General features: G+C 72.5%; 8 protein-coding genes. 1 reads left to right on the forward strand and 7 read right to left on the reverse strand.

Annotated elements, in window-relative coordinates:
- Window positions 1–30: 30 nt before the first annotated feature.
- The 6 genes from rlmB to AMA02S_RS16985 all read right to left on the reverse strand — a co-directional run bounded on the left by rlmB (window position 31) and on the right by AMA02S_RS16985 (window position 7,486).
- Window positions 31–948, reverse strand: a complete 918-nt coding sequence (rlmB, locus tag AMA02S_RS16960; RefSeq protein ID WP_067459316.1) for a 23S rRNA (guanosine(2251)-2'-O)-methyltransferase RlmB — start codon at window positions 946–948, stop codon at window positions 31–33.
- 161 nt (window positions 949–1,109) lie between these two features.
- Entirely contained in the window at window positions 1,110–2,507 is a 1,398-nt protein-coding gene (gene cysS, locus AMA02S_RS16965; RefSeq protein ID WP_067459319.1) for a cysteine--tRNA ligase, read from the reverse strand.
- Between the two features lie 107 nt (window positions 2,508–2,614).
- Window positions 2,615–4,711, reverse strand: a complete 2,097-nt coding sequence (locus AMA02S_RS45015) for an alpha/beta fold hydrolase (RefSeq protein ID WP_084265243.1) — start codon at window positions 4,709–4,711, stop codon at window positions 2,615–2,617.
- On the reverse strand, window positions 4,708–5,073 hold the full coding sequence (locus AMA02S_RS16975) for a YciI family protein (RefSeq protein ID WP_067459322.1): 366 nt from the start codon (window positions 5,071–5,073) through the stop codon (window positions 4,708–4,710). Before AMA02S_RS16975 ends, AMA02S_RS45015 begins: the two co-directional genes overlap by 4 nt.
- Before the next feature lie 92 nt (window positions 5,074–5,165).
- On the reverse strand, window positions 5,166–6,071 hold the full coding sequence (locus tag AMA02S_RS16980) for a DUF6585 family protein (RefSeq protein ID WP_067459325.1): 906 nt from the start codon (window positions 6,069–6,071) through the stop codon (window positions 5,166–5,168).
- 227 nt (window positions 6,072–6,298) lie between these two features.
- Entirely contained in the window at window positions 6,299–7,486 is a 1,188-nt protein-coding gene (locus tag AMA02S_RS16985) for a homogentisate 1,2-dioxygenase (protein ID WP_067459328.1), read from the reverse strand.
- A gap of 205 nt (window positions 7,487–7,691) precedes the next feature.
- On the opposite strand from AMA02S_RS16985, the gene AMA02S_RS16990 reads away from it, so the two are divergent.
- Window positions 7,692–8,816, forward strand: a complete 1,125-nt coding sequence (locus tag AMA02S_RS16990) for a DUF2637 domain-containing protein (protein WP_067459331.1) — start codon at window positions 7,692–7,694, stop codon at window positions 8,814–8,816.
- Between the two features lie 22 nt (window positions 8,817–8,838).
- Here the strand turns inward: AMA02S_RS16990 and ispF are convergent, their stop codons facing one another.
- On the reverse strand, window positions 8,839–9,312 hold the full coding sequence (gene ispF / locus AMA02S_RS16995; RefSeq protein WP_067459334.1) for a 2-C-methyl-D-erythritol 2,4-cyclodiphosphate synthase: 474 nt from the start codon (window positions 9,310–9,312) through the stop codon (window positions 8,839–8,841).

Raw genomic sequence — 9,312 nt, forward strand, 5'->3', positions numbered from 1 at the left:
CGCGGACGTCGGGCGTCAGGGCGGTAGGGGTCAGGCGCGGAGGCGGCTGATCTCGTAGAGGGCGATGCCGGCCGCGACCCCGGCGTTGAGGGACTCGGCCTTGCCGGGCATCGGGATCGTCACGAGCAGGTCGCAGGTGTCGGCGACGAGCCGTCCGAGACCCTTGCCCTCCGAGCCGACGACCAGCACGAACGGGCCGGACGCGACCTCCAGGTCGGCGACGGCGATGCCGCCGCGGGCGTCGAGGCCGGCGACGAAGCAGCCCGCCTTCTGGTACGCCTTGAGCTGTCGGGCGAGGTTGGTGGCCTGCGCGACCTTGACGGTGGCGAGCGTCCCGGCGGAGGACTTCCAGGCGCCCGCGTTCACCCCGGCCGCGCGGCGCTCGGGCACGACGACGCCGGTGGCGCCGAACGCGGCCGCGGACCGGACGATCGCGCCGAGGTTGCGCGGGTCGGTGATCCCGTCCACCGCGACGATCAGCGGCGCGGCGCCGGTGAGCAGGTCGTCGGGGTGCGCGTAGCGGTACGGCCTGACCTGGAGCGCGATGCCCTGGTGGACGGCGCCGTCGGTGAGCCGGTCGAGCTCGTTCTTGCCCGTCTCCAGCAGGGGGATGCGGCGGTCGGCGGCGAGCTGGATCGACTCCCGGACGCGCTCGTCCGTGCTGGACATCACGTATAGCGCACTGCCCGGGACGCCCGCACGCAGCGCCTCGACCACCGGGTTGCGCCCGGTGACCAGCTCGGGGACCTCGCCGTTCGCGCGGCGCGCCCCGGCCGGGCGGCTCGCGGCGGGCTGGCGGGTCTCGGCGGACCTGCCGCGGCCGGCGGGGCCGACCGTCGGGGTCCCCGTCCGCTTGGCGCTCTTGAAGGCGCGGGCCTTCTGGCGCTTGCCGTGCCAGTGCCTGTCCTCGGCCTTGGGAGTGGGTCCCTTGCCCTTGCGCTTGGCCATTGTCTGGTATGCCCCTCGCGACGATTGCGGCTCGCTCGCCCTCGTGGCTGTGGGGCGGCTCAGATCTTCCCGGGGCCGGCACATCGACGAACGCCCGTGAACGTCCAATTTTATCCGCAGGACGAGGTGGCGGATGCACGAAGCACGCGCGCGGTCCGCCGTCAGTCGCGTTTCAGCTCCCAGCGGGCACCGTGGGGCGTGTCCTCCACGAGGATTCCGGCCTCGGACAGCCTGTCGCGGATGACGTCGGCGGCGTCGTAGTCCTTGCGGGCGCGCGCGGCCTGCCGCTGCTCCAGCGCCACGGCCACGAGGGCGTCCACGACGGGGCGCAGCTCGTCGCCGCCGGTCTGGTTCCACTGGTCGGAGAGGGGATCGAGCCCCAGCACGCCGGCCATCGCCCGGACGGCCGCCAGCCGCTCGCGGACCGCGGTGTCGTCACCGGACGCGAGAGCGCTGTTTCCCTCCCGGACGGTCTCGTGCAACACCGCGAGGGCCTGCGGGACCCCGAGGTCGTCGTCCAGCGCGGCGATGAACGCGGCCGGCAGGTCCAGGGCGGGGCAGCCCGCGCCGACCACCTCGGCGGCCCGCGTCGCGAAGCCCTCGATGCGCTGGTAGGCCGAGACGGCTTCGGCGAGGGCCGTGTCGGTGTAGTCCATCAGCGACCGGTAGTGCGCCGAGGCCAGGTAGTAGCGCACCTCGACCGGACGGGCCCTGCCGAGCAGATCGGGCAGCAGGACGACGTTGCCGACGGACTTGCTCATCTTCTCGCCGTCCACCGTCAGCAGGCCGTTGTGCAGCCAGTAGCGGGCGAAGTCGTCGCCGGCGGCACGGGACTGCGCGATCTCGTTCTCGTGGTGCGGGAAGATCAGGTCGACGCCGCCGCCGTGGATGTCGAACGCGGACCCGAGGTACTTGGTCGCCATCGCCGAGCATTCGAGGTGCCAGCCGGGACGTCCCTCGCCCCACGGCGTCTCCCAGGACGGCTCGCCGGGCTTGGCGCCCTTCCAGAGCGCGAAGTCGCGGAAGTCGCGCTTGCAGTCGCCGTCGGGGGTGTCACCGGTCGAGCGCATGTTCTCCAGCCGCTGGTTGGACAGCGCGCCGTACTCGTCCGCCCAGGACTTCACGTCGAAGTACACATCGCCGCCGGCGGCGTAGGCGTGCCCCTTGTCGATCAGCCGCCGCATCAGGACGATCATCTCCGGAACGTGTCCGGTCGCGCGGGGCTCGATCGTCGGGGGCAGGCAGCCGAGCACATCGTAGCCCTGGGTGAAGACCCGCTGGTTACCCTCGGCGACCGCGAACCACGGCACACCCCGCTCCGCCGCCACCGCGATGATCTTGTCGTCGATATCGGTGACGTTGCGGGCGAACGTCACCTCGTAGCCGGACGCGCGGAGCCAGCGCAGCAGGACGTCGTAGATCACGCCCGACCGCAGATGACCAATATGCGGCGATGCCTGCGGAGTCGCACCACACACGTACATCCCCACGCGGCCCTCTTCCAAGGGCTCGAACGCGCGGATGCTACGGGTACCGGTGTCGTAAAGGCGCAGACTCACGAAACCAGGTTATTGGATCCGCGTGCAATCGCGGGGCGCTCTGTGGTGTCCGGTCGTATTCGGGCAGTGGCCCGCTGCCATTTTCGGACGTGACGCACCGATCACCTTCAGGATTTCGTGAACAGGACGTCCAGCCGGGCCGCGAAGGCGCCGGCCTCGGCGCCGAAACCGCCGTGGTCGCCGGGCCACGTCTCGGCCGTGGTCCCGAGCAGCTCGGCGGCGGCGCGGGCGGCGTCGTGGGGTGGCTGCCCGGCCGATCCCTCCCCCGCCACCAGGATGATCCGCGCCGTGGACGAGCGCAGCCCGTCGACGTCGAGCCGGTGCCGGCCGAACGGCGGAACCTCGTACCCGATGAAGAAGTCGGTGTTGCGCTGGAAACGCTGGAACATCTCCAGCGTCTCCTGATCGGGTGCCTCCTGCTCGGCCTCCTCCCGGGGTCCGTCGTCGCGGTCCCCGTCTCCGAAACCCATCTCGGCGCCGAACGTGGCCATGGCGGGGCCCGCGCCGCCCTCGGCGTAGGCGGCCTCGACCCGCCCGATGACCTCCTCCCAGTGCCCGGCGTCCGGGAGCAGGTTGAGGAACGGCGGCTCGTGGGCGACGACCGTCCGGACCTGCTCGGGGTGTCTCGCCGCCAGTTCGAGCCCGATGATCGCGCCGGAACTGTTGCCGAAGACGTGCGCCGGCCCGTTCCCGACCTCTGCGAGGATGCGGGACGCGTCGTCCGCGTGCACGTCGATGCTCTGCGGTTCCGGCGGCCCGTCCAGCGGGCTGCGCGAGTTCCCGCGACGGTCGTAGGTCACGACCGTGTACCGGTCGGCGAGCAGCCCCGCGAGCCCGGCGTAGCCCGCCGCGTCGTAGACCCCGCCGCAGATCAGCAGCAGGACGGGCCCGGAGCCGCGGACCTCGTAATGCAAGGTCGCCCCGGGGACCTTCAGTGTCCTCGTCTCCATGGTTCCTCCGTTCAGGCCCGCGGCGCGGGCCTCCAGGTAGCGCTTCTCGGGAAGGCTCGTGGTGCTGCGCGCGGCCGTCCGGTAGGCCCCCCGCGCCGCCTCGATGTCGCCGGCCCGCTCCAGCAGGTGGGCGCGGACGGCGGCGAGCCGGTGGTGGCCGGACATCCGCTCGTCGGCGTCCAGGGTGGCCAGCAGGTCGAGCCCGGCGCGCGGGCCGTCCACCATCGCGAGCGCCACCGCCTCGTTCAGCGTGACCATGGGGTTCGGCGCGAGGTGGGCGAGCAGCCGGTAGAGCGAGAGGATCTGCGTCCAGTCGGTGTCCTCGGTGCGCGCGGCCTCGGCGTGCACCGCGGCGATGGCGGCCTGGAGCTGGTACGGGCCGGGCGGCGACCAGGTGAGGGCGTCGGTGATCAGCGCGGTGCCCTCGTCGAGGGCGTCCCGGTCCCACAGCGTCCGGTCCTGCTCGGTCAGCGGGATCAGCAGGCCGCCGCGGCCCGTCCGCGCCGGGCGGCGCGCGTCCGTCAGCAGCATCAACGCGAGCAGACCCGTGACCTCACCGTCGGCGGGCAACAGTCCGTGCAGCGCGCGCGCCAGCCGGATCGCCTCGGCGGTGAGGTCGGCTCGCTGGAGGTCGGGCCCGCTGGACGCCGTGTACCCCTCATTGAAGATCAGGTAGAGGACGTGCAGGACGGCCCGCAGCCGTTCGGCCCGCTCGTCCCCGGGCGGCAGGTCGAAGCGCGCGCCGGTGGCCTTGATCCGCTGCTTGGCCCGGCTGATCCGCTGCCCCATGGTGGCCTCGGGCACCAGGAACGCGCGGGCGATCTGCCCGGTGGTGAGGCCACCGACCGCCCGCAGCGTCAGCGCGACCTGCGAGGACGGCGACAGCGCCGGGTGGCAGCACAGGAACAGCAGCGTCAGCGTGTCGTCCCGGTCGCCCGGCTGGTCCTCGTCCGGTGCGGGCATCGACGCCCCCGGCCCGGTTGACGGGTCCCACGCGGCGACGGCCGCCTCCCGGTCGCGGCGCGCGCTCTCGCTGCGCCACTGGTCGGTGAGCCGCCGGCTCGCGACGGTCAGCAGCCAGGCACGCGGATTGTCCGGAACGCCGTCATCCGGCCACTGGACGGCCGCGGCGAGCAGCGCCTCCTGGACGGCGTCCTCGCAGGCGTCGAACGCCCCGTGCCGCCGGACGAGCGTGCCGAGGACCTGCGGCGCGAACGTGCGCAGCAGATCCTCGACGGCCGCCGCGGTGGTCACATCTCCGTCCCGGCCGGGTCCAGGACGGCCCGTACCTCCATGCGTCCGCCGAACCGCACGTCCGGCCAGCGGGAAGCGATCTCGACGGCCCGCTCGATGCTCTCGCAGTCCACGGTGATGTAGCCGGCGAGGTGCTCCTTGGCCTCCAGGAACGGGCCGTCCGTCACGGCGGGCAGCCCGTCCTTCTGCCGGACGACCTTCGTCTGGGACGGGTCGACCAGCGCCTCCCCGCCGACCATCTCGCCCCGCTCGGTCAGCTCCTTCATGATCGAGTCGACGTCGCCGAACAGCCGGTCGCGCTCCTGCTCGGTCAGCTCCTCGACGAAGCCGGGCCGGTTGAAGATCAGCAACATGTACTTCATGGTGTCTCCCTGTCTCCGGGCGACCCTGACGGCCGCGCCTCACGAAAGGATCGGAGCCGCCGGAGCGTTCTCGACATCCTCCGCCACGAAAGTTAGCGGGGCCCCTCGTCCAGCGCCTTGACCTGCGGGCACAACGCGGCGAACACCAGCGCGTCCGGCATGTGGCCGGCGATCGCGGCGAGGACCGTCCGTCCCCCGGCCGCCCGCACCTCCACCACCCCGGCGTCGATCACGACATCGCGGACGGTGGGCCACGGGACCCGCTCGCCCTCCTTCTCCACACCGTCCAGGTCCACGGTGAACGGGCCGAGCCGAGCCACCTCCCCCGCCTTGATCGCCGCCAGGTACCGCGGGACCAGGCGTGCCGTCACCTCGCCGGCGACCGCCTCGGCGAGGATCTCGACATCCGGCAGCTCGTGCCCGAACCGCAGGACGCGGCCGTCGTCCGCGACGACGGTGCAGCTCCAGCGCGTCCGGCGCCGCCGCCGGACCCCGGACACGGTCACCGAGACGAGATCGTCCCACGCGAAGCCCGCGTTCCGGCGGTCCCGTACATCGTTCAGGTCCCCGTCGTCCCGCACGCCTCCGTCCGGCTCCCGCACCACCAGGCCGCCCTTGAACAGGCGCACCACCCTGTCGCGCCCCCGCAGGCCACCGCTGCCGATGATCCAGGCGGTGCCGCTCGCGTAGCCGGCGGCCAGCAGCGCCGCCGGGACGCCCAGCCACCACTCGCCCTCGCCCAGGTACACGACCGCCGCCGGGACGAGCATCACCGCGGCCACGCCCAGCAAGGCCAGCCACCCGACGACGCGACGGCGAGCCGTCCTCCCATCGAAGATCCGGCCCGGCTCCCCCAGCCACCCCGCGAAGCCGGTCCCGACCTCTGCCAGGGCCACCGCGTCCGCCGCCGTCTCGGCGAGCTGGGACTCACCGTCATCGCCGGTGTCCAGCGCGCCGGCGTCCGTCACGTCGGAGCCCGTCACGTCGGAGCCCGTCACGTCGAGTTCTGCCGCACTGGGCTCAGTCGCACCGGGCTCAGTCGCGCTGCGCTCTGCCGCGCTGGAATCCGTCACACCCGGTTCTGTCGCGCCGGGCTCTGTCACGCGGGCGTCTGCGTCGTCCCGCTCCACCGTCGCGTTGTCGTCCGGCTCCGCATCGTCCGGCCCTGCTCCGTCCGGCCCTGCATCGTCTCGTCGCACCCCTGGTGGCTCCCCGTCGTCTCGGGTCATCCGGTCGCGCGGGCCCACGTCCAGGCGTACTCGGGGTCCTCGCAGCGCCGCGCCGCCGCGCCCAACCGCAGCGGACGGAAGGTATCGATCATGACAGCCTTCTCGGTCGAGGTGTCGCGGCCCTGCTGCGCGGCCTCGATCGCCGCCTCTACCGCGCCCGGCTGCGGCCCATGGGTGAAGCCGGACGGATGCAGCGATATCGACCCGATACCAATACCCGATCCCTTGCGCGCCGAGTAGTCACCGTCCACGTAGAACATCATCTCGTCACTGTCGACATTGTGATGGTTGTAGGGAATCGGCACGGCCTCCTCATGGAAATCCAGGGGCCGCGGGCAGAACGAGCAGATCACGAATCCCGGGCCCTCGAACGTCTGGTGGACGGGCGGTGGCGCATGCGTCCGCTTCACGATGGGCTCGAAGTCGTCGATGTTGAGAACGTACGGGTACAGATACCCGTCCCAGCCGACCACGTCGAACGGATGGCGCAGGTAGGTCAGCCGTGAGAGCCCGCCGCGGGTGCGGACGAGCACCGGCACCTCGCCGCCGTCCACCAGCAGCGGTTCCACCGGTCCCCGCAGGTCGCGCTCGCTGTAGGGGGCGTGCTCCAAGAACTGCCCGAACTGCGACAGGTACCGCTTCGGCGGCCGGATGTGCCCCCTGGCCTCGATCACCAGCGCCTTCACCGGGCCGTCCGGAACCCAGCGGTGGATCGCACCCGTGGGGATGACCACATAGTCACCCACGCCCGCGTCCAGCACGCCGTAGGTCGTCTCCACCCGGGCCCGCCCCGTCTGGACGTACACGACCTCCGCGCCCACCGAGTTGCGGTAGAGCTCGCTCGGGCCACCGCCGGCCGCGACGAACGACACCCGCACGTCGCCGTTGCCGAACAGGGCCTGGCGTCCCAGCACCAGGTCCCCGCTCTCGGGCAGGTCCTGGGTCCGGTAGGCGCGCGGCTGGAGCGGATGGTTCGGGGCCAGGTCCGCGCCGTCCGACGACGCGTCCTCGACGCTCTCGCTCTTCGTGATCGCCGTTGGGGCGTGCCGGTGGTACAGGAGGCTGGAATCGGACGAGAATCCCTCCTCGCCCATCAGTTCCTCCGCGTACAGGCCGCCGTCCGGACGGCGGAACTGCACATGGCGCTTCCGGGGGATCTCCCCCACGACCCGGTAGTACGGCATCTCTGCCTCCCTCGGGACCCCGTCGCCTCGGGAACGCGGCTCGCACCGCGGTCACTCACCCTCGTCCATACCGTACGTCTCCCCCCTTAACGCACACACGCGGGCAGTGATCGCATTGAAGTTGGGTTAAGGGCCCTTGGTGCTGGCTAATGTCGCTCTGGGAACGTCCGAACGGTCCCCCCGCGTCCCTCCCGGAACGAGAGCCATGCCATCTGATCCCACGCGTCCCGGCGGCCCCCGCTACTCCCCGGTCCAGCGCCGACTGCTCACCGCGACCGCCGGTCTCGTCGTCGTCGCGCTGGCGGGCGGCGCCTATGTGCTGACCTACGACCTGCTGCGCGACCTCGCCGTGGCCGGACGGGCGAGCCGGCGCTGGGCACCGGTCTACCCGGCGATGGCGGACGCGCTGACCGCGATGACGATCCTGTCCCTGGTCATCACGCGCAACGCCCACTGGTGGACCCGGCTGCTGCGCTGGGCCCTCCTGATCCTCCTGGTCGCCGGGGTCGCCGCGATCTCGGTCCAGCACTCGTTGCGGGGTTTTCCGGCGATGCCCGACGACCCGCTGCGGGTGGGCGTCGCGGTGGCCCCGCACGTGATGCTGGTGATCGCGGTCTGGCTGTGGCTGACCATGGTCAAGCAGATCCGCACGGCCCGCCCGGCCACCGAGGCCCCGGAACCCCCGGAAACGCAGCGCGGCCACGTCAAGGTGATCGAGGCCCCGCAGCCCGAGATCGAGGCCCCGCGCCCCGAGATCGGGGCCCCGCGCCCCGAGATCGGGGCCCCGCGTCCGGAGATCGGGGCGCCGCGTTCCGAGGCCGAAGCCGGGTCCCGCCGCGACGAGTCCGCGGCCCCTCCCGAACTCGACTCCCGCCCCGAACTCGACTCCCTTCCCGAGCCCCTGGCCATCGCCCCGCCCCTGCGGTTGCCGACGGACGTGGAACTGGTCAGCAGCCGCGAGGAAGGCGTCCCGGAGAAGGAGCACATGCCCGCCGGTACGACGCGTCCGGACCTGGTGATGCCGGCCTCTCCCGGCGCTTCCGGCGCTCCTGGTGCGGAAGGCGATGAGCACGACGGACCGCCCGCCGACCGTCCCGAGGACCCGGACGCCGAGGAGGAGAGCCGGGGCCGTCACCGCCGCGCACCCGAGCCGGCCCCGGTCAACGTCCCTGGTCAGGCCCCGGAGCCTGCCGCGGACCCACGCGCGGGCTCGGATGCCGACCGGGACGCGGACGCGGACGGCGAAGACTCAGAGGGACTTCCGATCTGGGACTGGAATCCGCCGCCGTCCAGCAGCTTTCGCAGTTCCCCCCTCCCGCCCGCCGAGTGATCGGGCCGGCGGGAGCGGCCGGCTAGGAGGGACGGTCCGCTACGAGGGCGGTGGCGATGGCCGCCAGGCCCTCGGAGCGGCCGGTGAGGCCAAGGCCGTCGGTGGTGGTGGCCGAGAGGGTGACGGAGGCGCCGTTCAGGGCCTCGGTCAGGGTCTTCTCGGCCTCGGCGCGGCGTCTACCGATCTTCGGGCGATTGCCGATGACCTGGATGGAGACGTTGCCGATGGTGTAGCCGGCCTCGTGGACGAGGCGGGCGACCTCCCGTAGGAGGGCGGTACCGGACGCGCCGGACCAGCGCGGGTCGGCGGTACCGAAGACGGCGCCCAGATCGCCCAGAGCACAGGCCGACAGGAGCGCGTCGCAGGCCGCATGGGCCGCCACGTCCCCATCGGAGTGACCGGACAGCCCGGGACCCTCACCGGGCCATTCGAGCCCGGCCACCCAGAGCGGGCGCGGCTCCGACGAGAACGGGTGGACGTCGGTTCCGACGCCCAC

Origin of the sequence: Actinomadura macra NBRC 14102, from assembly GCF_001552215.1 — a bacterium.
GTDB lineage: Bacteria > Actinomycetota > Actinomycetes > Streptosporangiales > Streptosporangiaceae > Spirillospora > Spirillospora macra.